General features: G+C 36.8%; 24 protein-coding genes and 1 other RNA gene. 14 read left to right on the top strand and 11 right to left on the bottom strand.

Annotated elements, in window-relative coordinates:
- The first annotated feature begins 526 nt into the window (after positions 1 to 526).
- The 7 genes from ACED20_RS14600 (at position 527) to ACED20_RS14570 (ending at position 6,763) form a co-directional block, all read left to right on the top strand.
- Positions 527 to 790, top strand: a complete 264-nt coding sequence (locus ACED20_RS14600) for a hypothetical protein (protein WP_294238839.1) — start codon at positions 527 to 529, stop codon at positions 788 to 790.
- 305 nt (positions 791 to 1,095) lie between these two features.
- Entirely contained in the window at positions 1,096 to 2,187 is a 1,092-nt protein-coding gene (locus ACED20_RS14595; RefSeq protein ID WP_294238840.1) for a radical SAM protein, read from the top strand.
- Positions 2,188 to 2,292 (top strand): SPASM domain-containing protein, encoded by a 105-nt coding sequence (locus ACED20_RS14590; protein ID WP_378105379.1) that lies wholly within the window; start codon positions 2,188 to 2,190, stop codon positions 2,290 to 2,292.
- A 100-nt stretch (positions 2,293 to 2,392) separates the two neighbouring features.
- Positions 2,393 to 4,603, top strand: a complete 2,211-nt coding sequence (locus ACED20_RS14585; protein WP_378105372.1) for a peptidase domain-containing ABC transporter — start codon at positions 2,393 to 2,395, stop codon at positions 4,601 to 4,603.
- A 12-nt stretch (positions 4,604 to 4,615) separates the two neighbouring features.
- Positions 4,616 to 4,972 (top strand): WG repeat-containing protein, encoded by a 357-nt coding sequence (locus ACED20_RS14580; protein WP_294200446.1) that lies wholly within the window; start codon positions 4,616 to 4,618, stop codon positions 4,970 to 4,972.
- A 7-nt stretch (positions 4,973 to 4,979) separates the two neighbouring features.
- The gene (locus ACED20_RS14575; RefSeq protein ID WP_294324346.1) at positions 4,980 to 5,810 is read left to right on the top strand and encodes a GLPGLI family protein; all 831 of its coding nucleotides are present in this window, start codon (positions 4,980 to 4,982) and stop codon (positions 5,808 to 5,810) included.
- 83 nt (positions 5,811 to 5,893) lie between these two features.
- Positions 5,894 to 6,763, top strand: coding sequence for a polyphosphate kinase 2 family protein (locus ACED20_RS14570; protein ID WP_294231046.1), 870 nt, complete (start codon positions 5,894 to 5,896; stop codon positions 6,761 to 6,763).
- A 308-nt stretch (positions 6,764 to 7,071) separates the two neighbouring features.
- On the opposite strand, the gene rnpB is transcribed toward ACED20_RS14570, so the two are convergent.
- Positions 7,072 to 7,402: RNase P RNA component class A (gene rnpB / locus ACED20_RS14565), an RNA gene on the bottom strand.
- Between the two features lie 199 nt (positions 7,403 to 7,601).
- Here rnpB and ACED20_RS14560 point away from each other — a divergent pair.
- Genes ACED20_RS14560 through ACED20_RS14550 form a run of 3 tightly spaced genes read left to right on the top strand, consistent with a single transcriptional unit; the run spans position 7,602 to position 10,446 of the window.
- Complete coding sequence (locus ACED20_RS14560) at positions 7,602 to 8,093, top strand: RNA polymerase sigma factor (RefSeq protein WP_294202333.1); 492 nt, start codon at positions 7,602 to 7,604, stop codon at positions 8,091 to 8,093.
- Positions 8,086 to 8,760, top strand: coding sequence for a beta-carotene 15,15'-monooxygenase (locus ACED20_RS14555; protein WP_294202327.1), 675 nt, complete (start codon positions 8,086 to 8,088; stop codon positions 8,758 to 8,760). The genes ACED20_RS14560 and ACED20_RS14555 overlap by 8 nt, the downstream gene beginning before the upstream one ends.
- A 60-nt stretch (positions 8,761 to 8,820) precedes the next feature.
- Positions 8,821 to 10,446 (top strand): AMP-binding protein, encoded by a 1,626-nt coding sequence (locus ACED20_RS14550; protein WP_294202325.1) that lies wholly within the window; start codon positions 8,821 to 8,823, stop codon positions 10,444 to 10,446.
- A 49-nt stretch (positions 10,447 to 10,495) separates the two neighbouring features.
- Here ACED20_RS14550 and rpoN read toward each other — a convergent pair whose 3' ends face one another.
- The 5 genes from rpoN to ACED20_RS14525 all read right to left on the bottom strand — a co-directional run bounded on the left by rpoN (position 10,496) and on the right by ACED20_RS14525 (position 15,564).
- On the bottom strand, positions 10,496 to 11,959 hold the full coding sequence (gene rpoN, locus ACED20_RS14545; RefSeq protein WP_294225409.1) for an RNA polymerase factor sigma-54: 1,464 nt from the start codon (positions 11,957 to 11,959) through the stop codon (positions 10,496 to 10,498).
- 578 nt (positions 11,960 to 12,537) lie between these two features.
- The gene (locus tag ACED20_RS14540; RefSeq protein WP_294225415.1) at positions 12,538 to 12,753 is read right to left on the bottom strand and encodes a DUF2683 family protein; all 216 of its coding nucleotides are present in this window, start codon (positions 12,751 to 12,753) and stop codon (positions 12,538 to 12,540) included.
- A gap of 77 nt (positions 12,754 to 12,830) precedes the next feature.
- Positions 12,831 to 14,279, bottom strand: coding sequence for an asparagine--tRNA ligase (asnS, locus tag ACED20_RS14535; protein WP_294202319.1), 1,449 nt, complete (start codon positions 14,277 to 14,279; stop codon positions 12,831 to 12,833).
- Between the two features lie 134 nt (positions 14,280 to 14,413).
- Entirely contained in the window at positions 14,414 to 15,013 is a 600-nt protein-coding gene (locus ACED20_RS14530; RefSeq protein ID WP_294234674.1) for a CDP-alcohol phosphatidyltransferase family protein, read from the bottom strand.
- A complete protein-coding gene (locus tag ACED20_RS14525) occupies positions 15,010 to 15,564 on the bottom strand; it encodes a hypothetical protein (RefSeq protein WP_294202316.1) in 555 nt (184 codons plus the stop codon). The genes ACED20_RS14530 and ACED20_RS14525 overlap by 4 nt, the downstream gene beginning before the upstream one ends.
- 107 nt (positions 15,565 to 15,671) lie before the next feature.
- On the opposite strand from ACED20_RS14525, the gene ACED20_RS14520 reads away from it, so the two are divergent.
- The 3 genes from ACED20_RS14520 (at position 15,672) to ACED20_RS14510 (ending at position 19,160) form a co-directional block, all read left to right on the top strand.
- On the top strand, positions 15,672 to 16,616 hold the full coding sequence (locus ACED20_RS14520; protein ID WP_294238846.1) for an XRE family transcriptional regulator: 945 nt from the start codon (positions 15,672 to 15,674) through the stop codon (positions 16,614 to 16,616).
- Positions 16,600 to 17,400 carry an AraC family transcriptional regulator gene (locus ACED20_RS14515; protein WP_294225423.1) on the top strand — a complete coding sequence of 267 codons (801 nt, stop codon included), beginning with the start codon at positions 16,600 to 16,602 and terminating at the stop codon, positions 17,398 to 17,400. The genes ACED20_RS14520 and ACED20_RS14515 overlap by 17 nt, the downstream gene beginning before the upstream one ends.
- Before the next feature lie 86 nt (positions 17,401 to 17,486).
- Positions 17,487 to 19,160: a serine hydrolase domain-containing protein gene (locus tag ACED20_RS14510; RefSeq protein ID WP_378105366.1), complete on the top strand. Its 1,674-nt coding sequence runs from the start codon at positions 17,487 to 17,489 to the stop codon at positions 19,158 to 19,160.
- 87 nt (positions 19,161 to 19,247) lie between these two features.
- Here ACED20_RS14510 and rimM read toward each other — a convergent pair whose 3' ends face one another.
- The 5 genes from rimM to ACED20_RS14485 all read right to left on the bottom strand — a co-directional run bounded on the left by rimM (position 19,248) and on the right by ACED20_RS14485 (position 23,107).
- A complete protein-coding gene (gene rimM, locus ACED20_RS14505; protein ID WP_378105363.1) occupies positions 19,248 to 19,790 on the bottom strand; it encodes a ribosome maturation factor RimM in 543 nt (180 codons plus the stop codon).
- A gap of 12 nt (positions 19,791 to 19,802) precedes the next feature.
- The gene (locus tag ACED20_RS14500) at positions 19,803 to 20,357 is read right to left on the bottom strand and encodes a 30S ribosomal protein S16 (protein WP_294202308.1); all 555 of its coding nucleotides are present in this window, start codon (positions 20,355 to 20,357) and stop codon (positions 19,803 to 19,805) included.
- A 264-nt stretch (positions 20,358 to 20,621) separates the two neighbouring features.
- Positions 20,622 to 21,140 carry a nitroreductase gene (locus ACED20_RS14495; RefSeq protein ID WP_294202307.1) on the bottom strand — a complete coding sequence of 173 codons (519 nt, stop codon included), beginning with the start codon at positions 21,138 to 21,140 and terminating at the stop codon, positions 20,622 to 20,624.
- A 387-nt stretch (positions 21,141 to 21,527) separates the two neighbouring features.
- Entirely contained in the window at positions 21,528 to 21,977 is a 450-nt protein-coding gene (locus ACED20_RS14490) for a hypothetical protein (protein WP_294202305.1), read from the bottom strand.
- A 596-nt stretch (positions 21,978 to 22,573) separates the two neighbouring features.
- Entirely contained in the window at positions 22,574 to 23,107 is a 534-nt protein-coding gene (locus ACED20_RS14485) for an SRPBCC family protein (RefSeq protein WP_294238853.1), read from the bottom strand.
- 211 nt (positions 23,108 to 23,318) lie between these two features.
- Here ACED20_RS14485 and ACED20_RS14480 point away from each other — a divergent pair, with 211 nt between their 5' ends.
- Positions 23,319 to 25,367: a M3 family metallopeptidase gene (locus tag ACED20_RS14480; protein ID WP_345766416.1), complete on the top strand. Its 2,049-nt coding sequence runs from the start codon at positions 23,319 to 23,321 to the stop codon at positions 25,365 to 25,367.
- The last annotated feature ends 51 nt before the right edge of the window (positions 25,368 to 25,418 follow it).

The raw sequence follows: 25,418 nt of genomic DNA, 5'->3' as shown, positions 1-25,418 counted from the left end.
TAAAATAGACTTTTTTTTAAATATAATTGGTATTAGTCATTTTAATGAATAATTATATTATTTATTTAACAATTATTGTTTTTTTTGATACACAATCATTACAATTATTGAATAATAAAAAAATAAGAGAATTGCTATAAGAAGGGGGATTCGAAAACCTTTAAAAGAGTAGAAAAAATAATTTTAAACTAAATATCATAGAAAAAATCACAAAATTTTCAAGTTTCATCGCTAAGCTAGAGCGCAATATGATTGACAATAACCAAGAATCTTTGGTACTAACAAACTTTGCAGAACAATCTCAGGGAGGATTTATAGGAATTAATGACAGCAGATGTATTAATGCAACCGCAACTTGCCAGGGATCTATTAACGATTACAAATGTTCAAACGGAAACTGTGACAGCAGTATGAACGGAAAAAAATGTACTACTATACAACAAGGATTAAGTTAAATATTTTTATTAAACACTAAATTAATCTTATAGCAATCTCTTTACTAAACACTAAAAAAAACAAAATCACCATGAATACAAACTCAAAATTTTTAAAGTTCGTTGCCAACCTGGAGCATCAGATAATAGATAATAATGAAGAATTAATCTTATTATCAAGAAATATGAATGACAACTTTGGTGGGAATCTGATTATCACCAACGGCGACCGCTGTATCAATTCCTCATCAGCCTGCCAAGGTTCTATTAATGACTACAAATGTTCCAATGGAAACTGCGACAATAGCTCCAACGGAAAAAGATGTACAACAATACAAAGTACTCTTACACCGTAATTCTATGATTATAAATTCGAATTTCTAAAATTCGTAGCCGGTTTTGAAATAAGATGTTGAATTCTTAAGCAGAATCAATCATTATTTCTAAACAGGAAAACCATCACTGAGGATTTATTGCCATAAATGTGGCAAGCACCGGCGTAAATCAATCCAATTATAACGAAATAAACAATCGCTTTACGAATCCCAGATGCGGAATAAGTCAGAACAAATATAGTAACCATTAGATATTCATTAAATCAAATATCTATTGAGCAAGAAAATACATCATTAAAAAATACCAATAACCAAATTACACTGATATGTACAAATTCAGCAAATACAATTCTATCATTTCATTAAGTAACTCTATTTCAGCGTTATATAACTCTAAAGAAGACAAATGCATCGTCATAAAAAAAGACATTGAAAGCTATTTTAAACTTCCTGCAGGCGATCTGGAAAATCATTATCCTGCTATTTATCAGAATTTACTGGATATTAATGCAATCATTGATGAACATACAGATGAACTTCAAGAAGTTATCCAAAGAAGCAAAGAGGTAGATTATGCAGATAACTCCTACCGCCTTATCATCAATCCAACCATGAATTGTAATTTCAAATGCTGGTATTGCTATGAATCTCATATTGTCGGTTCCAAAATGAGCACCTCTGGTGTGGAAAAGATTTTTAAATTCATTGATAAGACTCTGCAGATAAATCCAAATCTTAAATCATTTGACCTTTCATTTTTTGGAGGAGAGCCATTGATGTATTACAGCAAAGTGACTGAGCCTATCATCAATTATTACAGAACAAAATATGAAGAATATCCGGCTATTCACTTTTCAATTTCTTTTACAACAAACGGATATCTCTTAAACGAAAAAATGGTACATCATCTTATTTATGAAAATGATGAAAAATTTTTCCAAATTACCCTTGATGGAAGTAGAGAAGAACACAACAAAGTAAGAGTGGCCCAAAAAGAAGAAGGTTCTTATGATAAAATAATTAGTTCCATAAAAAGACTTTTAAAAGAAAAAATAAATGTACTTATAAGAATCAACTACACTGCTGAAAATATTGAGTCTACAAAATATATTGCAGATGATATTATTGATATTCCTGAAGAAGACAGAAAATATCTAAGCATCAGCTTCCATCAGGTATGGCAGGATATTGAGGTGAACAATATTGAAGATAAGGTAAAAGAGGTTATGGATGTTTATAAAAAACATAAATTTATTCCGCAAGGCGAGGAAATTCAGTTATTAGAAGGTCTTGCCAATCCTTGCTATGCAGATAAAAAAAATGAAGCAGTTATTAATTACAACGGAGATGTATTTAAATGTACTGCGAGAGATTTTACAGATGACAATAAATACGGATCCTTAAACGATGAAGGATAAATTGAATGGAACGACAAAATTGTAACTTGGGAAACTTTAAAAATACAGTCGAAAGCATGCCAAAACTGTAGAATATTGCCGTTATGCGGAGGAGGATGCCACTAGATAAATCTTGAAGCAAAAGGCATGGACATCTGCCAAATGGGATATGACAATGCTAAGAAAGATGAAGTAATAATGGACAGGCTTACTAAACTTTTCTTCAATGAAGCGTAAAATAAAATTCACACATCAGCTTGAAGCAAATGACTGCGGTCCCGCATGTCTTCAGATGATCTGTGAGTATTATGGAAAAAAATATAAAATTCGTGATATAAAAGAAAACATTACAGCTTCAAAATTAGGAATATCGATTAAAGATCTAAGACTTTTTCTTGAAAAAAACGGATTCAACCATGCTACAGCCAATGCAACTTTAGAAGACATTAATGAAATGCCGCTTCCTGCAATATTGTATCTAAGGCAAGGACATTTTATTATCCTCGAAAGCATCAGCAAAGGCAATATCAATATTGTAGATCCCGGATTTGGAAAAGTAAGCCTCAGTATGGAAGAATTTTCAGAAAAATGGCTCAACGGTGAACACGGAATTGCAATTGTATTTGAACCTTCACCGGATTTTGCGAAAATTCCGCTTCTTGAAAACAAGGAAAAAAAGAAAGACAATCCTATATTCAATAATATAAAAAGAATTTTAAAAAAGAACCGTAAAAGATTTTATTTTTCAATTCTTCTTACTCTAGTTACTCTTTTGGCAAATTGGGCAATGCCACTTTTGCTGAAAGAGAATATAGACAGAGGAATACTTTCAAAAGACATGCATATTGTCGTAAAATTATTGATCTTTCAGTTTATATTTGCAGTCAGTTTTCTTTTTTCTCAGAGTTTTTCGGAAGTTATAAATGCCAGAATAAGTTTAGATCTCAATATAGATTTCAACAAAACTTATTTTGCTAAAATATTAAAGCTGCCAATAAGCTACCATGATTCTAAATTTAAATCTGACCTTATTGAGGGACTGAATGATCAGCACAAAATCAATTATTTCATCACCTACAATATGATAGGTGTTGCTACAAGCATTCTGAATATTTTGGTTTTTTCAATGATCCTGATTTATCAGAATTATAAAATATTTTTGGTATTCAGTATATTCAGTATTATATCCTTTTCTTATATTTTGATTTTCTTTAAAAGAAAAAAACAAATTGATTATTCATTATTTTCGTTGGAATCTACCAACAGAAATACCATTTATGAATTAATCATGGGAATTACGGATATAAAGATAAACAGTGCCGAAAAATCCAGACTGAACAACTGGATACAATCCGAAGAAAAATTAAAAAAAATAAAAACCAGACTTGCTTATATTAATTTTTACATGAACGACGGAAATCTGTTCATTTCCAAAATAAGAGATATTGCTCTAATAGGCTACAGCTCTTATCTTGTAATAGAATCACAGATGACTTTAGGACTTATAATGATGATCAGTTATGTTTTGGGACAATTATCTGCACCACTACATCAATTAACGGATTATACTCAGAATTTTCAAAATACCAGGCTTGCTTATAACAGGCTTACAGACATTTACAACAAAGAAAATGAAATAAAAGAAGATACTGAATATAAAAATATTCAGCGTGTTGACGGGATTTCTCTTGAAAATGTCAATTTCAAGTATGATTCCGGAACTGAGCAACTTATCTTAAAAAACATTAATCTCAAAATCGAAAAAAATACAACAACAGCCATCGTTGGTGAAAGCGGAAGCGGAAAATCTACCTTATTGAAGCTATTACTGGGATTTTATTTTCCTACCAATGGAAATTTATATTTAGGCGAAAATAACATCAAAAATGTGAATCTTACAGACTGGAGAACAAAATGTGGAGTTATTCTTCAGGAAGGATATATTTTTAGCGGTTCTATTTTGGATAACATTACTTTATCTGCAGAGAAACCTGAACCGAGAAGGCTTAATTTGGCTTTAAAAGTTGCTGAACTTTATGATAAAGTACAAAGCCTGCCCATGAATTACAATACTAAAATCGGTGAAATCGGTATTTCATTAAGTGGTGGCGAGAAGCAAAGACTTTTAATTGCGCGTGCAATTTATAAAAATCCGGATTTTATCTTTTTTGATGAAGCTACTTCTTCATTAGATACAATTAATGAAAATAAAATTATCAATAATCTGAATATTTATTTAGAGAACAGAACATCAATCATTATTGCCCATCGGTTAAGCACCATAAAAAATGCCGATCAAATCATTGTTCTCAAAGATGGTGAAATTATTGAAAAAGGAAAACATGATGAACTAATTATGAATCAGTCGGAATATTACAAGCTGATAATAAATCAGGTGCAGCTTAACAGTCAGAAAAATTTACAGGTAACCAATTAAAATTTTAAAAACATGAAATCAAAATTATTAATCATAGCATTTTTAAGTATATTTATGACAACATTTTCGCAGGTGAAAAAAATAAAAAGAAATGATATACTTGAAATCAACAAAGAATGGAGACTGATAAAAACCAATTCTAATACCTACGGAATTATGGATCAAAATGGGAAAATTATTGTTCAGCCCATATATTCGAAAATCGAAAAATTCGGAGAATATGATAAAAACCTGGCTTTGGTAAAAAACGTTTCAGATGGCTACGGTTTTATAGACAAAACAGGAAAGGAAATTATTCCTGCTCATTTCGAAATAAATGATATTAAATCCGGCTTCCATTCTCTTTATAAAAAATACGTAACGCGATAAGAAAATCATGAAGATCAAATTGTATTTTATATTAATATTAGTTTTTAATTTATCTTTTTCCCAAACCAAAAGGTATATTTATGAACTGAGTTATAAACCAGATTCTACAGAGGCATATTATAAAAAAAACTTCATGGTTGTGGATATCAACCCTAAAGAAGTGAAATATTATGATTATAAATTTCTTGAAAAAGATTCGCTAAACATACTTCAAAAATCTCAGAATCTTATATGGACTACGCAAATTCCGGTGGTAAGAAAAAGAAATTCTGACACTCACATTAATTATCCCTTGATAGGAGATAATATTTATGCATATCCAACACAGGATCCCATAAAATGGAAACTTGAAAATGACACCAAAAATTATCTTGGCTTTAAAGTTCAAAAAGCAACAACAGATTTTGGGGGAAGAAAATGGATTGCATGGTTTACAAAAGAAATCCCTTTCAGTGAAGGACCTTACAAATTTCAAGGACTTCCGGGGCTTATTTTGCAAATAAAAGACACTCAGGAAAATTATATTTTTAATCTTATAAAAAGCACCAATTTACCTGAAACTTACAACACAACAAATATTATCGAAGTAAGATATGGCGACACTCCTATTCCTACCAATGAGAAAACTGTTATAAAAAAGGCATTGGAATACTTTAATGATCCTTTCAATGATATCAGACAGGAATTTAATCGAAAAGCAATCTCCTCCTTTGAATATAATGGTGTAAAATACAAACCAGAGGAATTAAGTAAACTGATAAAAGAAGAACAAGAGGATATTCTAAAATCTTATAATCCCATAGAAAGAAACAAAGCTTTCCCTTATCCAAAAAATTAAGATTAAATTAAAAATACAGCAAATAACTTGAAATCATCATTCAAGTTATTTATTTTTATACTAACAATTAAAATTTTAAACTGATGAACATCAATTTCTCAGATGAGTTCTTAGTAAAAGGAAAATTTTCGATCAAAAAGGCTGCCACGGAATATAATGGAAAACTCTCCAAAGAAGAAGGCGAACAATTGCTGATGCAGGAAAAAGAAAAGCTGCGTGAACTCCAGGAACGTCTGTATTCAGATGGAAGCCAATCGTTGCTTGTTGTATTGCAAGCCATGGATGCAGCGGGAAAGGACAGCATGATCGAGCATGTTTTCGGTGGCGTGAATCCTCAGGGCTGTAATGTAACAAGCTTTAAAACCCCAAGCTCCAGGGAATATTCTCATGACTTTTTATGGAGGCATTACCTGGCGCTACCTCAAAAAGGGATGATCGGAATCTTCAACCGTTCCCATTACGAAAGCGTGCTGGTCTGCAAAGTACATCCCGAATATAACCTGACCGAAAAAACATGGAAATCCGTAAAAGATTTTAATGAAAAATTCTGGGAAAACCGCTATGAAAGCATCCGGAATTTTGAAAAACATCTTGCCCAAAACGGAACGACCGTTGTAAAAATATTCCTGAATGTTTCTAAGGACGAACAAAAGAAAAGGCTTCTCGACAGAATCAACGAGCAGGAAAAAAACTGGAAATTCTCTTCCGCCGATCTTCCGGAGCGCGCCCTTTTTGACAAATATATGGAATGCTACGAAACGGCCATTAATGAAACCGCCAAAGATTATGCACCCTGGTACGTGCTTCCTGCAGACAATAAATGGTTTGCAAGAGTCGCTGCGATACAGATCATTATTGATGCCCTTGAAAAAATGGACCTGAAATACCCTAAACTTTCGGAAGAAGAAAAAAAGAGCCTGGAAGATTCAAAAAAAATCCTTGAGAGTGAATGAAAGGTATTATTTTTAACGTGAACCAGAGTAGAAGGCAGGTTAAGGCTGGAAGCCGGATAATAGAAGTTATTGCTGATAGTCTTAAATATCAAATGATCTTGTTTATATACTGTTAACAGAAAGGCTATTTAAGATCCGGGGCCATATTTCTGCCTTTTTGTTAAATTGCTGAAATAAATTAAATATTATCGAATTTACGTTATTTTTAAGGCTATTATCAAATTCAATGATTGGTCTTAGTAAAAATAACCTATAGAAAATGCGGAGCTCGGCTCCGCATTTTTATATATCCATAAACTTTCAAAAAAATCACGAGAAAATCTGTAAGCCGGATTTTGTATCCCATTACAAGAACAGGATGCCTGTTATTTATCTGTGTCATACATTGCTGCATGACTTTAGCTGATTACCCCTCGGCTTTCAGAGCGAGCCACCCCTATTTTCATTACTGAAAAGAACCGATATACTTATCATTGCACCACAAAGAGTTTACCTGGTTTCACTACAGCCGAACTGTACATTCTTTCTGTTGCACTGGTCCTACCCTCACGGGTGACGGAGGTTATCCGCTTTGCTGCTCTACGGTGTCCGGACTTTCCTACCCTTACCGAAGCAAGAATCAACAGGCCGATTTTCTCGTGGCTGCAAAGATAGCGATTTAATGTAACAGTTTACCAATCTGACAGTATAACAATCATACGATCCCGCTTAATGAGCACTGCATATTAAATCTAAGCAACTATCTTCGAATTGACACATTGACACATTGGTACATTGATAAATTGTTACATTATTAGATTTATTTTTTATCTTCGTGCAACCATTTATTACATCAGCATTGGCTTCAAAGGAAAAAGAATTTGCGCAGCTTATCAAGGATAATCAGGGCCTGATTATCAAGGTTTCGCGCCTGTACACCAATTCCCTTGAGGATGAAGAAGATCTTTTCCAGGAAATCGTTTTACAGCTGTGGAGAAGCTATGATTCTTTTAAAGGGAATTCCAAAATTTCTACCTGGATGTACCGGGTAGCCCTGAATACAGCTATTACCCTTTTCAGAAAAAAAAGCAAAAGCCTGCCCACCAATGAGCTGGACATCAACCATGCCGATTTTATCGAAGATGATGACGAAAAACAGCAGCAGATATCCCTTTTGTACACGGTTATCAAGACACTTCCTAACGTAGAACGGGCAATTGTAATGATGTATCTGGACGATTTGCCTTATAAGGATATTGCAGAAAACCTCGGGATCACCGAAGTGAATGCGCGTGTGAAAATGAACAGATTAAAGAAAACCCTTAAAGAACAGATGGAAAAATATGCCTGAATTTGATTTAGACAGCTTTAAAAAGACATGGCAGGAACAACCTGTTCAGAAAAAATACGGCAGCGATGAAATCCTTCAGATGCTCAACAGGAAATCACGGAATTATGTGAAATACATTTTCTGGATAAGTGTAGCTGAATTTCTTTTCTTTACCTTAATAGGTCTCTTTTACATTATCCAGGGAAAAGAAGCCAGTTCGTTTCTCAATATTCTCGAAAGGCTCGGTGTACAGAAAACTTCGGAGCTGGAACTTACATTTGATACTATTTATCTTGTACTGAAAATAGTGAGCCTCTCCGTAACGGCATATTTTGTGTTCCGGTTTTATCAGAACTACAAAGGCATCAAGGTAGAGGAAAACCTGAAAAAATTTATCCTTAAAATCATTCAGTTTAAAAAGACGGTAAATGCATTTATTCTCATTAATATTGTCTTACTGGTTACTTTCACTTCCATTTTTACCGTATTTGTATTCTATATCCTCAATACCCAGAAGATCGAGATTACCAATTCCACCATTGTTGGTTTTATTGCCGGAATGGTGATCAGTACGGTTTTTACGGTAGTAATGGTCTGGCTGTACTATAGGGTTGTGTATGGAATTATCATTAAAAAGCTCGACCGGAATCTTACTCAACTGAAAGAAATCGATTCACAGGAAATTTAATCCGTAAAGCCGGAATGTAAGATTTTATTATTAATTTTATTTCACCAAATCTTTCATTTTATGCAATTATCTTATGTTCATGGAGCTTCCGGCATTCCGTTATTGGGTGAAACGATCGGAAATAATTTCAGGCGGACCGTTGAAAAATTTCCCGATCAGGAAGCTTTAATATGTGTTCACCAGAATTACCGTGCTACGTATCAGGAATTTTACAACCAAACGACAGCGGTAGCGAAAGCCCTCATTTTTCTCGGTGCCAAAACAGGAGACCGTATCGGTATCTGGTCTTCCAACCGCTATGAATGGGTACTGCTTCAATATGCCACCGCAAGAATCGGAGTTATTTTAGTCAATATAAATCCTGCCTACAGAACGAGTGAATTGATTTTTGTGATCAATCAATCTGAAATGTCCCATATTTTTTCATCCCTTTCTTTTAAATCCAGCGATTATAAGCAGATGATCGCCGACGCAAGAGAATTTTGCTCAACCTTAAAATCTGAAATTTTCTTTGATGACAATTGGGATGAATTTTTGAATAACGGACATGAAATTTCGGATGACACTTTGCACAGTTTTGAAGAGCATGTGCAGTTCGATGATCCGGTAAATATCCAGTACACTTCGGGAACAACGGGTTTCCCGAAAGGCGTTACACTTTCCCACCACAACATTCTGAACAACGGCTACTTTATCGGGATCCGTCTGAAATACACCGAAAAAGACAGAGTCTGCATTCCTGTTCCTTTCTATCATTGCTTCGGGATGGTAATCGGGAATATCTGCTGTACTACCCACGGTGCATGCATGGTGATTCCGAATGACAGTTTCGATCCTGAAATCACCTTAAAAGTTGTTTCTGACGAAAAATGCACATCGCTCTACGGCGTTCCGACCATGTTTATTGCTGAACTAGCGGTAAAAAACTTCGAAACCTTTGATTTTTCAAGTTTAAGGACAGGTGTCATGGCAGGCTCTGTCTGTCCGCCTGAAATTATGAAAAAAGTGGAAAATCTTATGAATATCAAGGAAATGAGCATTTGCTACGGAATGACAGAAACCTCCCCTGTTTCTACACAAACCCTGATCGGAACTCCATTTGAAAAGCAGGTGAATACGGTAGGAACTGTGCAGGATCATCTGGAAATAAAAATCATTGATGAAAACGGAAAAATTATTGCGCGTGGCGAACACGGAGAGCTGTGTACAAGAGGTTATTCCGTTATGCTAAAATACTGGAACGATCCCGAAAACACCAAAAAAGTTCTTGATGAAGGAAGATGGATGCACACCGGCGATATGGCGGTAATGGATGAGGAAGGCTATATTACCATTTCCGGAAGAATAAAAGATCTGATTATCCGTGGTGGTGAAAATATTTCTCCAAAAGAAATTGAAGATTTTTTATACACCTATCCGAATATTCTGGATGTTCAGATCATCGGCGTTCCGAGTGAAAAGTTCGGGGAAGAAGTTATGGCATGGGTAAAGGTGAGAAAAGGATTCAAGGTAACCGAAGAAGAGTTGCAGAAATACTGCAGCGGAAAAATTGCCCATTACAAAGTTCCGAAATATTGGAAATTCGTAGACGAATTTCCGATGACCATCTCCGGAAAAATAAGAAAAGTGGAAATGCGCGAAGTTTCGATAAAGGAACTTGGACTGGAAAATATAAAAGCAAATTAACCTGGCGAGTATAAAAAAAGCATTTCCGATGGAAATGCTTTTTTTATACTTAAAGTTCTTTTCTTAATCTCGCTACCGGTATATTAAGCTGTTCGCGGTATTTGGCGATCGTTCTTCGGGCAATGTTGTACCCCTGCTCTTTCAGGATCACCACCAGCGCATCGTCGGTAAGTGGTTTTCTTTTGTTTTCTTTGCTGATCACTTCCTGAAGATGGGTCTTGATTTCTTTCGTGGAAACTTCCTCCCCATCATCATTTGTTAAACTGTCAGAGAATAAATCTTTCAGATAAATAATTCCGTTCGGCGTATCGGCATATTTGCTTTTTACTACCCTTGAAATGGTTGAAATATCAAAACCGGTAATATCAGCGATATCTTTCAGGATCATTGGCCTCAGTGACTTTTCATCACCGGTCAGGAAATAATCTTTCTGGAATTTTACAATGGCCGTAATGGTCTGCAATAATGTGTTCTGACGCTGGTTGATGGCATCGATGTACCATTTTGCCGCATCCAGTTTTTGTTTGATGAATAAAGCTGCCTGCTTATGTTCCGAAGAGTTTTTATCATGTGAATACGTAGATAAAATATCTTTATATTCTTCAGATACTCTTAATGTCGGGGCATTTTTGCTGTTCAGCATCGGGATTACCTGTCCGTCCTTTACCTGGATTACAAAGTCCGGAATGATTTCCTGGTTAATAGTAATGGTCTGTGTGTCGAAGTTTCCACCGACCTTCGGGGATAATTTTGAAATTTCATCCAATGCATCCCGAAGATCCTCCTCTTCAATATCGTATTTCTGGATGATTTTGTTGTAATGCTTATTGGTTAAAGCATCAAACTGATATCTCAGGATATTGGCCGCCAAGGAAACGGCTTTATCGGAACTTACTTTTTTCTCGATCTGTAACAGAAGGCATTCCTGTAGCCCTCTTGCCCCTACCCCCGGCGGATCGAGCTTCTGTACATAGTTTTCAAGGATGTCTTCTACATTTTCTTTCGTCGTATAAATCCCCTGGGAGAATGCCAGATCATCCACAAGGGACTTTATCTCCCTTCTCAGGTAACCGTCGGTATCAAGATTACCAATGATATATTCTGCAATTTTCTCGTCTTCTTCGCTGATGTTTACAAGGTGAATCTGCTCAAGCAGATAATCATACAACGACTGCCCCTCTGTTAAAAGGCTTTCATTATCGAATTCTTCGTCGTCTGAAGAATAATTGCTGGATGCGGTCTTATAGTTTGGTTCGTCGTCGTAGAGATACTGATCGACATCAAAATCGGTTTCGATACTTTCCGTTCCTTCGGTTTCGTAGGAATCTTCAAGCGAGGCATATTCATCTTCCTGGGATTCTTCTTTTGCAATTTCCAATGCCGGATTTTCTTCCAATTCTCTTTCAAGTTCCTCCTCAAATTCCAATGTATGGAGCTGGATCAGCTTCATCAGCTGAATCTGCTGGGGGGCCAGCTTCTGTCCTAATTTGAGTTGTAAGTGTTGTTTTAGCATATTATAGGATGGTGTTTTAACATAACATATTCTACGAATTTAATGATTTTTTTTGAAAAAAATCATTTTTAGCACGATTTTTGTATTCAATCCCACATAATAAGCTATTTAAAATAAACAGAAAAAGCCCTGATGCGTGATTGCCAGGGCTTTTTTACGTTTTTATTCTAAAAAAGACTGATAACTATTTCTTATTTTTTATCTTGAGAGAAGGGCTTGAAGAAGGAAACCGGATGCCGGAAGTTTTTTTTGTCAAAATACTATTAACGATCTTAAATATAAGAGCTCAGATAACATCAAAGTCATGCTATTTTACATTTAGATTCTCAGGGTTTCTCCGGTTGTCCCAAAAGGCTAGAATTTCAACGACATCTTTATTCGTTCTGTAATAGAGGGAAAATTTTTATCAATTAAAACATATCGTATGCCTTCTATTTCAGAGATGGAACCCATGTCCGGGTTTTTGGAGATCAGTTTCTCTTTCTTTTCGACTTCCCTTATTAATTTATCAGATCGGTTGTGACCAATCCAATATTTTAACGTATCAAGATAGTCAGATTCAGCCTGATGCTACCAGATTACCCTAAGCATTTTCTGGCTTTTTTACTTACAGACTCACTGGAAGAAAATTTACCTTCCGCAATATCTGAAATTCCTTTCATAATTCTTTCCTTCTGCCAATCCGTTAGATTTTCTTCTTTATTGATTTCAAAACTGATCTTGAGCTCTTTCAAAAGGGCCTTCAGAAGATTGATCTGGTTTTCGTTTTCCGTATGGATGGTAATGGTACTCATTTGTAAATTTTTAATAAAGTTAATAAAAAAATCCTTCCGGTATTTCAGAAGGATTTTGGTATGTTTTAAAGAAATTCTTAGAATTCTGCATTTTTCGGCGTTCTCGGGAAAGGGATTACGTCCCTGATATTCGTCATTCCCGTTACGAAAAGCACCAGTCTCTCCAGTCCTAATCCGAAACCGGCATGTGGCACAGAACCGAATTTCCGGGTATCCAGATACCACCAAAGTTCATGCTCGTCAACGTGCATTTCGGCCATTTTCTGCTTCAATACATCCAGTCTTGCCTCTCTTTCGGAACCGCCAATGATTTCTCCGATCCCCGGGAAAAGAACGTCCATTGCCGCAACGGTTTTGTTGTCATCGTTCAGCTTCATGTAGAAAGCCTTGATCTCTTTCGGATAATCGAACAGTACCACCGGACTTTCAAAATGCTTCTCCACCAGGTATCTTTCATGCTCAGACTGAAGATCCGTTCCCCATTCTTCCACAGGATACTGGAATTTCCCTTTTTTATTTTCTTTAGAATTTAATAAAATTTCGATGGCCTCCGTATAACTTACTCTTTTAAATCGTTTAGCCACCACATTTTCCAGCTTTTCGATCAGTCCTTCTTTTGCTCTTTCCTTTTCCGGCTTTGATTTCTGTTCTTCGGCAAAACGCTTGTCAAGGAAATCAAGATCGTCTTTGCAGTTATCCAGCACATACTGGATTACATATTTCAGGAAATCTTCCGCCAGGTCAATGTTGTCTTCCAGGTTATTGAAGGCAACTTCCGGCTCGATCATCCAGAATTCGGCAAGGTGTCTTGTGGTATTGGAGTTTTCTGCACGGAAGGTTGGTCCGAAGGTATAAATTCTTCCCAATCCCATCGCAGCTGTCTCTCCTTCAAGCTGTCCGGAAACGGTAAGGTTGGTTTTTCTTCCGAAGAAATCCTGGGCGAAATCGATGTCTCCCTGCTCGTCTCTCGGAATGTTATTTAAATCAAAATTGGTTACCCCAAACATTTCACCCGCTCCTTCTGCATCGGCACCGGTGATTACCGGTGTGTTAATGTAAAAGAACTGGTTTTGGTTAAAAAATGAATGTACCGCAAAACTCACGGCATGGCGCACTCTGAAAACCGCACCAAACAGATTCGTCCTGAATCTTAAATGCGCCTGCTCTCTCAAAACTTCCAGCGAGTGTTTTTTAGGCTGAAGAATGGTTTTATCCCGATCTTCCGTAAAGTTATCGCCTAAAATAATAATTTTCTTAGCGATAATTTCCACAGCCTGCCCGGCTCCCTGGCTTTCGACCACTTCGCCTACTACTTTCAGGGAAGAAGCGGTACTGATCTTACTGATAATTTCTTCGTCGAAATTTTCGAAATCAACAACAATCTGCAAATTATTAATTGTAGAACCATCATTAAGCGCGATGAAGCGATTGGCCCGGAATGTTCTCACCCAGCCGTAAACCGTAATGTCATGATGTAGTACTTTCTTGTAATCCTGTAGGATTTCCCTAATGGTCTGCTTTTTCATTTGTTGATTAAAATTTTTGTGTAAAAATTAATGTCTGCAAAGGTACAAAAAAACAGCGCAATCTTATGACTGCGCTGCCTGAATTAAAAAGTCCTTATCAATTATTGCACAAAAAATAATGCTCTACATACAAATCAGTTAAAGAAAACCGATTTTTTCCGCTGTTTTCCTTTTCGGATTTTCCAGGCATGATAGCAGCTCGGAACATCATACTGCCATTTCGGAAGGATTAAAATAATTAAAATAACATCTGCGTGGGCAACGAATCCCAATCCTGCCATAAGATAAAAAGCCCAACCGACTGTTCCGAATCCAATAAGATAAGTGAAGGCAAGCAGCAGACTCAGTCCCCACATTTTCGATAAAAACGCATGCGTACAGGTTTCTTTGCCAAATTTCATCCAGCTTATGATATAGCACAGCACCTCCATTATGAAAATAACAGAAATTATTTTCCAGTGATTTCTGATCAGATCAGAATTTAAAAAGTAGGCGGCAAATCCTAATGACAGCCAGAATACGAGATCGGTCTGGCTGTCAAGCCTCCTCAGTTTCTCAGAAGAGACGCCAGCCTTGCGGGCGATAATTCCGTCAAAAATATCGGTCAATATTCCGGAATACATCAGGATTAAAATTAAATGCCTGGCATTTTCATCGGTGTAATAAGCAACGAAAGCAATAACCGGCGCTAAAATGAATCTTAAAGCAATTAAAAGATAAGGTATTGTTCTCATGGTTTCTGTTTTTCAAAAGTTAAGTGATAATGGAATGTTTTCCAATCGTTCATGACGATCATTGCTCCGCGGCAGAAAAAATAATTGGTTTCGACGGTCAGCCTATTATTTTCGTCTACGGTAAAGCGGGACTTCTGGACATTCCAGCCACCAAAAATCAAAGGAAGACCATCCAACATAAGTCTCTTCTCTTTTAAATATAAAAAACCATCATTCTTCAGCTTCATCTTCATGTCTTTATCAAATAACAATTCTTCTTTTCTGTAAATTTTCACATTCATTTTATCTTCGCTGATAGATTTTAATTTAAAATGTACCGCCCTAGTATCATACTTATTCCTACGGGTGAACATATCCTTATTTCTATCAAAAATATCAGCGAGACCATCAACATATCCAGGATCTCCTTCAACAGGATAATTGTTATAACTTCCGTCTATGCGGCTTACATTCTCTCTGCTTAGGACACCGTGAGTACTTCCGGTATTCTTAAAACCGGCACAGTTAATCATCATCAGAACAAAGCATAAATAAAAACACAGTCTTCTCATAATTCATTAATTTATAATTGTTAAATCAAAATTATAAGGATAAGACGCCAAGACGAATGTGAAAAAAAATTAAAATAAATACCTACATTTGTGAAAATCGCAAAACCATGCATCAGGAACGCTTGCTTAAGGAAATCCGAAAAAAAATTGCCAACAAATCGTTGAACGACGAAATTGCAAACATCCTGAATATAAGCTATGACGCCGCGCACCGCAGAACTTCACTGAAAGCTAAATTCAGTTTTGAGGAAGCCCTTGAACTCGCAAGACATTATCAGATCTCCCTGAATCAGTTCCTGACTTCGGATCATCAGATTTTAGTGCAGAAAACCAAAGCGGTTACGGAAACAGGAGATTTGCAGTCTTTCTTTAAGCACAACCTGAATGTTTTTGAGAACCTTCCTCTTTCAGAAGGGATGATCATTTATTACTCTGCCAAAGACATTCCTTTTTTCTATACGCTTTCGGATACGCTGCTTTCCCGTTTTAAAGTTTATGTGTGGATGAATTTATTAAACTCAAGACAGGTATTTATTCCTTTTCTGCAATTTTCACCACCCGACTTTGAGCCGGCAACGCAGGAGCTAAAACAGAGATATGAAGAACAGCATGTAGTGGAATTGTGGAATGACATGACGGTATCAAGCATTCTGCAGCAGATTGTGTATTATTTTGAAACAGGACTTCTTCAAAAAAGGGAAGCCATGGTTATATTGGAAGAATTAAAGGAGCTGATCGGATACATAGAACGGAAAACCGAAAACAATCCGAAATTCCATCTGTACGAAAATGAGCTGATGCACTTGTCCAACGACATCTTTTTCCATCACCCGCAGCAGTCGCTTTTTGCGATTCCTACGAATATGTTTGGCTACATCCTCATCAATGATGAAAAAACCTGCAAAGAGACCCTGAATTATTTTGAGCACCAGATCAGAAATTCAAAATCGATGAATACTTCCGGAAACAGGGACCGGAAAATATTTTTCAATAAGATGTATCAACAGATTGAAAATTTAATTCAAAAGCTATCGTATGAAAAACCTTCGTAACGGCGAATTTTTCGGACAGATCAATGAAAAGCTCGACTTTGACGGATTGACTATTACTGATACCGAATATACGTATCCTTATGTCGATTGGCATTATCACGAAAACCCATATTTTACTTTTCTGCTTCAGGGAAATATCAGGGAAGGAAATAAAAAAGAAGTATACGATTGCTCAGCAGGAACCTTACTTTATCATCATTGGGAAGATGCGCATTACAACATCAAACCGGATCTTTTTACACGAGGTTTTCACATTGAAATTACAGAAAATTGGTTTGAAAAATTTCACCTTCCGAAAGATTTGGCGGAAGGAAGCCATAATATTAAAAATCCTGTGATCATATTATTAATGTATCAGATTTTCAAAGAATCAAAACTAAATGATAACTTGTTTGAATTGAACATTAATCAGATTTTGTTGAATCTTTTCGGCAGATTGTCCAATGTGAAGAAATCTCCTGAAAAAAAGCCTGTTTGGGTTAATGAGATTGATGAGATCCTCCACGAAAGTTTTACGGAAAAACTGACCCTTACAGAACTTTCACAACATTTGAATATTCATCCAATGCATTTAAGCCGTGATTTTCAGAAGTACTTTCAATGTAATCTGGGAGAATATATAAGAAAACTGAAAGTCGAAAAATCCTTGAAGATTTTAAATGATTTTGAATCCTTAGCGGAAGTCGCTTTAGAATGTGGTTTTTCAGACCAAAGCCATTTTATCCGTTGTTTCAAGGAAAACGTCGGGATCACACCTTTAAAATATAAAAACATTCTAACTTAACAGCGCTTTCCCACAAATTATAATGTTAATTCTATTCTATTTTCTTCGAGAACCAAAGTCTAATTTTGTCAGATAAAATTAAATCTATGCCCAAGTTTTCAAGACAATTCAACCTGTTGCTGTTTTTATCTGTACTGATGATGTATTCCTTTTCTTTCGGACAAATAGCGAATATTGTGGAAACTGAAGGTATAAAAACAGAATTACAGAAAAAGAATATCGGCAAAATATTTTTTACCGATAAGAAAATTGGGAATGATGTTTTAAAGCAGGAAGATTTTTTAAGTTCTTATACGTTTACCAACAAAAGCAATCTTTTTTTCGTTGCTTATTTTGACAATTCTCTTACCAATTATAAACATTTTCTTTCGCCGGAAACTCCGGTAGATTCCTTATTCAAAAGTGGAAATTACCAATTTACCCTGTTTGTAGACGGAAAAGAAACTTATAAAAGCAATCTGATGCCGGGAGCTCCGCAATCCGAAGTTCAGGATCAAGCGACTTCGTTAAATCGACCTTTTATAGACAATATGAACGGGCAGGGCTCCTGGAGCGAATCTTTCTGGAACCGGTTTCTGAATAATGGCGGGGATCAGGCGCTTTCGGATGGCAGCCATACGCTGAAGATGGAAATCCGCCCTTATGTAAAAACCGAAACGGTAAAAGCAGGTGAAGTAATAGCCTCCGGAAGCCTGAAACTTAACGTTGTAAGAAATCCAAAAATTGATATTTCAAACATTGTTTTAAATAAAATACTTCCTTACAATGGATTTTCTATTTCTAAAGAAAAATACGATACAGAAAAAATAAAATTCCTGAAAGGTTCTATAGACGAAGGGATTTTTAAAAAGATAAACAGCATCGTTGTTATAAAGAACAGCGGAATATTAATTGAAGAATATTTTAATGGCGAAAACAGGGCAACGCTGCACGACCCGCGTTCTGTAGGAAAATCCTTTACTTCTACATTGATGGGGCAGGCCATTGCTGATGGTTATATCAAAGATGAATCAGAACCCCTTAAAGCTTTTTACCAGCTTGATCAATTTAAAAATTTCAGTACAACCAAAGAACAAATTACAATTAAAGACCTTCTGACAATGAGCTCCGGATTCGACGGAAATGACGAAGACAGTTACAGTCCCGGAAACGAAGAAAATATGTATCCTGCTTCAGATTGGGTAAAGTTTGCACTGGACCTGCCTTTTCAGGAAAAACTTAATCATCGGTGGCATTATTTTACTGCCGGAGTGGTTGTTTTAGGAGATATTATCAATAAATCTGTTCCGAATGGTTTGAAGAAATATGCTGATGAAAAACTATTCAAGCCACTTGGCATCAAGCATTACGAATGGCAATATACGCCACAGGGCGTTCCCAATACAGCCGGAGGAATCAGGATGAACGCACTGGATTTTGCAAAATACGGCCAGCTTTATAAAAATAAAGGAATCTGGAACAAAAAACAAATTCTCGCTAAAAACTGGATCAACAGTACTTTTACCAAACAAAATCAGATAACCGGCAGAAAAGATGAATATTATGGATATTTGTTTTGGAACAAAAGATACAAATCCAACAGGAAATTATACGAAGCTTATTATTGTGCTGGAAATGGCGGAAACTATATTTTGATTTTCAAAGACCAGCCATTGGTCATTGTCATTACCGCAAGTGCTTACGGACAGCCTTACGCCCATTCGCAGGTTGACAAAATGGTTCAGGAATTTATATTACCCGCAGTTATGGGTAATAAGTAATTCGGAATAAGCAATAAAATAGGTTGAGTAATATAACAAAAGGTGAACATGCTTTCTCAGTTCATGCCGTCTTTTTATCAAAAAAAATTATTCGTCTTTCTTGGAAGGTACCAGGAAAACATCGATAAGTCCTTTCGGCAACTGCATTTTGATGAACCGTTCTTCCCGGTTTACATCAAGAACCCAGTCTTTGATCATCGGGATTACGACCTCTTTACCGTCAAGATTGGTAATAAAGTACACCTGTGCCGTTTGGTCATTCACGGACCGGATTACACCACAGTCATTGTCGTTTTCATCGAAAATGGTAAATCCTATGATTTCGTGATAGTAGAATTGTTTGCCGGTAAGTTTCGGCAAAGTGGAGAGCGGAAGATAAACGTCTTTTCCTAAAGACTGGTCTACCACGGCTTCCGTAGAATTTTTAAAGGCAATATTCAGAGCATCCAGTTTGCTCCATGAGGATTTGGCAATAAAAAAAGGAACCAATAATCCGTTGATCTCAACGAATATTGATTCCAGTTTATTGTAAAGCTCGGGTTGATCGGTATCCAGTTTAAGGATAACGTTTCCCGCAAGTCCGTGTCTGCGTGTGATTTTTCCTAATAAATAGCAATCTTCTTTACGCATACGGGATTTTTCTTAAGCTTCAGTGTTTTCTTCTGTAGATTCAGCAGCAGCTTCTCCTTCTGTAGTTTCTTCAGCAGGTGCATTGGCAGCTTCCTCAGCAGCTTTTGCATCGGCTTCAGCTTTCGCAGCAGCAGCAACTCTAGCTTCGTTTACTTTAGTTTCAGCATCCAAAGCCGCTTTTTTAGCATCGGATTTAGCAGTTGCCAAACCTTCTACTTTACCTTGTACTTTAGCATCTTTAGCCTCTACCCAAGCATTGAATCTTTTTTCAGCTTCAGCTTCATCAAAAGCGCCTTTGGCCACACCACCTTGTAAGTGTTTTTTGTAAAGGGCACCTTTGTAAGAAAGGATTGCTCTTGCAGTATCAGTTGGCTGAGCACCGTTGTTTAACCACTTCACGGCAGAATCAACGTTCAAATCGATAGTTGCAGGGTTTGTAATTGGGTTGTATGTTCCTAACTTCTCGATGAATTTACCATCTCTTCTAGCTCTGGAATCGGCAACCACGATGTGGAAAAAAGGTCTTCCTTTAGATCCGTGTCTTTGTAATCTGATTTTTACTGACATAATGTTTGAATTTTACGGGAACTCGTCCCAGTTAAATATTTAAGAGTGCAAAGATAAACAAAAAAAATTATTGGACAATCAATAAATGTAACAATTAATAAATGTAACAGTTTACCAATTTAGCAGCACAACCTTATTTATCCGAAAAGTCCTTTTATCGTTGTATCATTGTCTTATTTTCATTCTTTCACTGATACATTGCTACCCATTGTATTGGCAGATCTCTGCATGGTTAAATTGCTACACTATTTCATTGTTACATTGTTACATTGCATCTGCAACGCCCATATAAAAGAAGCCCAGGCATTTTTGGTTTTCTTCGATGGTTAGGGATTCTTTCAGATGGTCTACCAGCTTCGGAGAACTCCAGTAGCAGCCGATTCCGTTGGCGGTACAGGTAAGATACATATTCTGGACAGCCATGGAAACGGCGGCAATCTCTTCCCATTCCGGAACCATTCCGCTGAAATTCACCACAATGGAAACCACAGCATCCGCTTTATTGATTTTGAAGCCAATATCGTTGTACTTTTTCTCTAAAAACACCTGTTCGGGCTGGGTTGCTTTATAGATGGCCTGCATTTCTGCAGCAAGGCCGGCCTTTTCTTCTCCCCTAAAGGTTTTGAAACGCCATGGTTTGGTCCTTTTATGATTGGGAGCCAGGGTTGCCGAATGTAAAATCTCATCAAGGATTTCCTGAGGAATTTCCGTATCCGTATAATCTTTAGGAAAAATACTTCTCCTCTGCTCTATGATTTCTTTTAAAATTTCTGCTTTGTTCATAAAACAAAATTACAAAAAAGATGGAAGCCGAAGACGGGATGGAGAAAGTTTAATGTTTAGAAATACAGGCGGCGTGATGAGTGATGGGTGATGGGTGATGGGTTATGAGTTATGAGTTATGAGTTATGAGTGTTTATCAAAAAAANAAGCCGAAGACGGGATGGAGAAAGTTTAATGTTTAGAAATACAGGCGGCGTGATGAGTGATGGGTGATGGGTGATGGGTTATGAGTTATGAGTTATGAGTTATGAGTGTTTATCAAAAAAAACATTTTACATTTTACATTTTACATTTTACATTTTACATTTTACATTTTACATTTTACATTTTACTTAGTAATTTTTACTTAGTAATTTTTACTTAGTACTTTTTACATGGCTCTTTCCTTTACAAAACCTCCACAATCTTCTGATGGATTTTATTTAAGGTAAATTCGTCTCCGGGTTTCATGCCCATCATTTTTTGAGCCATCGGACTTTCCGAAGAAATGGCGTAGAACCGGTCGCCTTCAAAGAAAAATTCTCCCAGAGAAACCGAAATATAGAATCTCGCTTTATTGGTAATTACCAGAGAACCCAGCTGTACCCTGTTCGTAGAATTGTTCAGAACTTTCGCCATATTTCTTCTGAGGTCATGCAAAGCACCCAGCTGCCGCTGCATCTGGTAGATTTCTTCCTGCATCTCCTCTCTTATACTGTCATATTTCGGGGTCTTTTTTATTTCGCGGCTAGCTTCAAGGGTAAATTCTATAAAATTTTTAAGTTTTTCTATTTTTCCGGCAATCACATCTTTAACATAATTCCTTATGTTGTTTTTCTCAAATACTATCTTCTCCATGTATCGAATCTTTAATATAAAGATAATATTTTTTAAATAATCTGTACTTTGAAGTTAATCGAATATTAAAATAACTAAAAACGAGGCATGACTATGAATTGGCAGATGTTTTTATTGAAGATTCGAAAACAATTGCTGAATCGAATTCTGAAGAAGAAACCTTTAATATTATAATTATAAAAGAGCAGCTGAACCGGCTTGAAAATAAATAGCTCAATGAGTGTTTGGAGTCTTTAATTGTCTTCACTCTGAAAAATGTTCGGATTGGATTGAAGAAAATAGATCACGTACAGAAAATATTTCTTTAAACCGGGGGAAATTTAGCAGCAATGTCTCATTTCATTGGCTAAGAACTGAAAAACAGATTCATCTTGGCAGACCTTAATCTAATCCTAATTGCACAGACAGTATATATTTTTATACTTCGAAAGGCGAAAAATTAAATCAAATTTACGGATAATCCTAATCTGAATATTATAACAGAAAAATATCAGCGTATGTATTAAAAGAGAAAATCAAGAGCGGAAAACACCGTGAATGCTGCTTCAAAAATTTATTTAATTAAATAAGCCTTGTCCGTCGACAAGGCTTTCATTTTATTTTTCAACTAATTTTTTCAGGTTATTGAGACCTTCTTCGTAGGATTTCCCCATCTGGTAATCCATGATCGGTCTCATGATCTTCATCATAGGATCCTGTTCCGTATCCATTGTCCAGGTTACTTTCGTTTCATTTCCTTCGGGTGACAGGATCATTTCGGAAGTTGCCTGTCCTTCAAACGGCTTTTTAAAGATCATTTCCGTTTTCTGCCTTTGGTACGGAATCAGTTCTTTAATTTCCTGGCAGCCAGCGCCTGCATCATTGTTTTTGCTGTCCCAGCAATATTGATCTCCTATCTGCCCTGAAGTTCCCGAATAAACAAGCTTCATTTTGGGATCCAGTTTCAGCCAGGGATTCCATTTGTTGACGGCCTGCATGGAACTGATTTGCTGCCAGATTTTCTCTTTCGGCGCGTGGATCACCATGGATTTTTCATAGTGATAGTTTTTGCCGAAAGCCAGCATGGCAATAACAGCGTACACGACAAATAAGATAATCAGGATGCCAATAATTTTTAGAAATGTTTTCATAGTCACCGTATTTTTAGAGTTTAATTTTTAAATAAGGAGATAATCCGGATGCTGTCAAATGTAATCAATTCCGGTATATTCCGGCTTCGCATATGACAAGATTATGCAATCCCGTCAATTTTGTCACATCTCCGGGCTCAGGCATTATTTTTGAGCAATTTAGCTGTCGGTTCATCAGAATCGTTACATTTACAAATACTAAAATAAGACTATGACTATTTTAACGGAAAAATTTAATACCCCATATCATTCGGCTCCATTCGATCAGATCAGTAATGAAGATTTTCTTCCTGCTTTTAAGGAACTGATCCAAAAATCGGAAGAGGAAATTAATGCGATCGTCAATAATCCTGCAGAACCAACTTTTGAAAACGTAATCGAAGCCCTGGCTTACTCCGGAGAACAGCTGGATATTGTTTCCAATATATTTTTCAATCTGAATTCTGCCGAAACCAGCGACGAACTGCAGCAGATCGCCCAGGAAGTCTCCCCGATCTTAACGGAATATTCTTCAAAAATTTCCCAGAACGAAGCTTTATTTAACAAAATTAAAAAAGTCTACGACGAAAAGGAAAAATACAACCTTAACGAGGAACAACAGATGCTTTTAAACGAGACTTATAAAGGTTTTGTAAGAAGCGGTGCCCTGCTGAATGAAGAAGACAAGGAAAAATTAAAGAAAATCAATATGGATTTATCTTTAAAGTCGCTTCAGTTCGGGCAGAATGTCCTGGCTTCCACCAATCATTATTTTAAGCATATTACCAACAAGGAAGACCTGGCCGGAATTCCCGAAGCCATACTGGAACAATATGCCGAAGAAGCAAAAGAAAGGAATCTCGAAGGATGGGTGGTAACGCTTCAGTATCCGAGCTATATTCCTTTCATGACGTATGCGGAAAACCGGAATTTCAGAAAGGAACTGGCTTTGGCCAACGGTAAAAAATCTTTTGACGGCGGCGAGTTCGACAACCAGAATTTAATTAAAGAGCTGCTTTCCCTGAAACAACAGAAAGCGGATCTTTTAGGCTATAAAAACTATGCGCAGTATGTATTGGAGGAGAGAATGGCCAAATCTCCGGCAAAAGTGATTGACTTCCTGAATGAACTTTTAACCAAAGCACAACCTTATGCAGCAAAAGAAATCGAAGAATTAAAAGCATTGGCAAAAGCCGAAGGAATCGAAGAAATGCAGGCGTATGACCATGCTTTCTATGCGGAAAAGCTCCGTAAAGCGAAATATGATTTAAACGACGAGGAACTGAAACCTTATTTCCCGTTGAACCAGGTTCAGGAGGCTGTCTTTGGCTTAGCCGAAAAACTTTTCCATCTTAGTTTTGAGGAAAGAAATGATATTCCCAAATATCATGAAGATGTAAAAGTTTATGAGGTCCAGGAAACGATTGCAGCATCCAGCTCAGGAATGATTGAAAAACAATTCAAAGCCCTGCTGTATGTCGACTATTTCCCTAGAAAAGGCAAAAGAGCCGGCGCCTGGATGACGAGTTATAAAAACCAGTACCAGAAAGACGGCGAAAATTCGCGTCCGCATATCTCCATTGTCTGCAATTTTACCAAACCGACAAAAGATACACCAAGCCTGCTGACGTTTCAGGAAGTAACTACACTGTTTCATGAATTCGGACACGCCCTTCACGGAATGCTGGCCAATACGCAATACCCTACCCTTTCCGGAACTTCCGTGAAATGGGATTTTGTGGAATTGCCGTCCCAGTTCCTTGAAAATTTCTGTTACGAACCGGAATTCCTGAAAACATTTGCGAAACATTATAAGACCGGCGAAGTCTTACCGGACGAGAAAATAGAAAAAATCGCCCAGTCGAAGAACTTCATGGAAGGTTACCAGACGCTCAGACAGCTTGGTTTCGGATTGCTGGACATGAATTACCATACTAAGGTTAATGAATTGGAGGGTAAAAGTGTGAAAGAGTTTGAGGATGAATATACGAAGGCGACCCAATTGTACCCCGCCAATCCGGAAACCGCAATGAGCCCGAGTTTCTCCCATATTTTCCAAGGTGGATATTCCGCAGGATATTACTCCTATAAATGGGCGGAAGTGCTGGATGCAGACGCGTTCCAATATTTCAAGGAAAACGGGATCTTCAATCCGGAAATTGCCGCAAAATATAAGGTTCTGTTGTCTTCCGGCGGCACAAAAGATCCGATGGAGTTGTACAAAAACTTCCGGGGAAGTGAACCAAAAGTGGAGAGTCTGCTGAAGAGGGCGTTTGGGTAGAAATATTTTTTTTAAAAACCATTGAGTGAATGAGCTTAATGGTTTTTTTAT

Origin of the sequence: Chryseobacterium sp. sg2396 (genome assembly GCF_042610505.1) — a bacterium.
Taxonomy (GTDB): Bacteria; Bacteroidota; Bacteroidia; order Flavobacteriales; family Weeksellaceae; genus Chryseobacterium.
Note: the sequence above shows the minus strand (reverse complement) of the source record. Positions and strands in the feature narration are given on the sequence as shown.

Coding starts and splice junctions, on each gene's coding strand:
- ACED20_RS14575 (WP_294324346.1), top strand. CDS start 4,980: ATGAAGATCAAATTGTATTTTATATTAATATTAGTTTTTAATTTATCT.
- ACED20_RS14580 (WP_294200446.1), top strand. CDS start 4,616: ATGAAATCAAAATTATTAATCATAGCATTTTTAAGTATATTTATGACA.
- ACED20_RS14480 (WP_345766416.1), top strand. CDS start 23,319: ATGACTATTTTAACGGAAAAATTTAATACCCCATATCATTCGGCTCCA.
- ACED20_RS14585 (WP_378105372.1), top strand. CDS start 2,393: ATGAAGCGTAAAATAAAATTCACACATCAGCTTGAAGCAAATGACTGC.
- asnS (WP_294202319.1), bottom strand. CDS start 14,279: ATGAAAAAGCAGACCATTAGGGAAATCCTACAGGATTACAAGAAAGTA.
- ACED20_RS14510 (WP_378105366.1), top strand. CDS start 17,487: ATGCCCAAGTTTTCAAGACAATTCAACCTGTTGCTGTTTTTATCTGTA.
- rpoN (WP_294225409.1), bottom strand. CDS start 11,959: ATGCTAAAACAACACTTACAACTCAAATTAGGACAGAAGCTGGCCCCC.
- ACED20_RS14490 (WP_294202305.1), bottom strand. CDS start 21,977: ATGGAGAAGATAGTATTTGAGAAAAACAACATAAGGAATTATGTTAAA.
- ACED20_RS14570 (WP_294231046.1), top strand. CDS start 5,894: ATGAACATCAATTTCTCAGATGAGTTCTTAGTAAAAGGAAAATTTTCG.
- ACED20_RS14485 (WP_294238853.1), bottom strand. CDS start 23,107: ATGAAAACATTTCTAAAAATTATTGGCATCCTGATTATCTTATTTGTC.
- ACED20_RS14555 (WP_294202327.1), top strand. CDS start 8,086: ATGCCTGAATTTGATTTAGACAGCTTTAAAAAGACATGGCAGGAACAA.
- ACED20_RS14500 (WP_294202308.1), bottom strand. CDS start 20,357: ATGTCAGTAAAAATCAGATTACAAAGACACGGATCTAAAGGAAGACCT.
- ACED20_RS14595 (WP_294238840.1), top strand. CDS start 1,096: ATGTACAAATTCAGCAAATACAATTCTATCATTTCATTAAGTAACTCT.
- ACED20_RS14530 (WP_294234674.1), bottom strand. CDS start 15,013: ATGAGAACAATACCTTATCTTTTAATTGCTTTAAGATTCATTTTAGCG.
- ACED20_RS14540 (WP_294225415.1), bottom strand. CDS start 12,753: ATGAGTACCATTACCATCCATACGGAAAACGAAAACCAGATCAATCTT.
- ACED20_RS14550 (WP_294202325.1), top strand. CDS start 8,821: ATGCAATTATCTTATGTTCATGGAGCTTCCGGCATTCCGTTATTGGGT.
- ACED20_RS14520 (WP_294238846.1), top strand. CDS start 15,672: ATGCATCAGGAACGCTTGCTTAAGGAAATCCGAAAAAAAATTGCCAAC.
- rimM (WP_378105363.1), bottom strand. CDS start 19,790: ATGCGTAAAGAAGATTGCTATTTATTAGGAAAAATCACACGCAGACAC.
- ACED20_RS14495 (WP_294202307.1), bottom strand. CDS start 21,140: ATGAACAAAGCAGAAATTTTAAAAGAAATCATAGAGCAGAGGAGAAGT.
- ACED20_RS14600 (WP_294238839.1), top strand. CDS start 527: ATGAATACAAACTCAAAATTTTTAAAGTTCGTTGCCAACCTGGAGCAT.
- ACED20_RS14525 (WP_294202316.1), bottom strand. CDS start 15,564: ATGAGAAGACTGTGTTTTTATTTATGCTTTGTTCTGATGATGATTAAC.
- ACED20_RS14515 (WP_294225423.1), top strand. CDS start 16,600: ATGAAAAACCTTCGTAACGGCGAATTTTTCGGACAGATCAATGAAAAG.